A 1,141-nucleotide genomic window follows, 5' to 3' on the forward strand; every position below is an offset into this window, starting at 1 on the left:
CCGGTTCCGGTGAGTCATCCGGCTGATGAGCGGGGAGCACCGGTTTTTTCCCGGAAAACACAGACGACACCGGTTTCTCATCAGGTACGGAAGTGACGGTCTCCGGTGTCTGTACCGACCGGGTCACGGAGGGCGGAATTATCCCCGGCTCCGATCCCCTGTCTGAAGCCCGGGTTCTCTCCGCGTTATCATCCCTCTCAGGTGCTGCCTTTTCAGGTTGCTCCGACACCGCGTTAACTGCCGTTGCCTGTTCACCAAAAAGTTGCCGCCGGTTACTTTCCTTCGGATCGAGTTCCAGTATCCAGCGGTCATAATTCAGCTGCGGGTGCGACAATGCCTGTAATAAATCGCCAATCAGTTCATCCCGGAACATCTCCGGCGACCAGGTTTCCGGTGCATCAAATCTGCGGCAACAGGCACCAAAAATCGCACCAAAGGAACAGACAGGCTCTGATGTTGCACTGACAACATGTTGCAGCCACACGGCCTCCGCATCCTGCCGCAAGGCCAGTAACAAACGGATTTGTGGTACCTTCAGTCCTGCGTTAAGCAGGTTCGGCATCCAGGGATACAGGTATTCCACCGTATCTTCCATCCGGCTGATATAACTGCGGCTGACAGGAAAACCGGCTTCCCCCAGTAATGCAGACAGCTCACCCTGCGTGATTTTCTGCTGGTTCTGTGCTTCAAAAAGCATTCTGGCTTTACAGACGCCCAGTGCTTTTTCAATAAAACTCAGCTCGCCCCGCAGTTCATTTTCTGCCAGATGTCCGATGACACACTGCAAGCGGCCCGGCCACGGTTTAAACAGGCAGTGAATGCGGTAGAAACGCGCATCGCCGGTTTCCTGCCACAGTTCAGATAAAACCTGATAGCGGGTGTTACCGCCATCGCTGAAAATATAGACATCCTCACCCTGCGGATCCCGGGTCACTTTCGGTACCGTATCCAGCCCGCGCGCTTTGATGGAGGCTTTGATATCGTCGTAACGCGGATTCCGCCCGGTACGGGGGTTATCCGGATTGGGACGCAGTTGATCCAACGTCAGGACCATCGGCATTTCGGCCATCGGCGGGTTGTCATTGAGAGTGGCGACGGCCTGTCGGCCTTGTTGTAACAGAGCATTGCCCAGACTGAGATT

Annotated in this window: 1 protein-coding gene; it reads right to left on the reverse strand. The window is 55.2% G+C overall.

From position 1 onward, the window contains the following. A partial coding sequence (locus Xinn_RS20910; protein ID WP_244590291.1) for a ParB family protein occupies positions 1–1,141 on the reverse strand: 1,141 nt, incomplete at both ends.

The organism is Xenorhabdus innexi (genome assembly GCF_002632485.1).
Lineage (GTDB): Bacteria > Pseudomonadota > Gammaproteobacteria > Enterobacterales > Enterobacteriaceae > Xenorhabdus > Xenorhabdus innexi.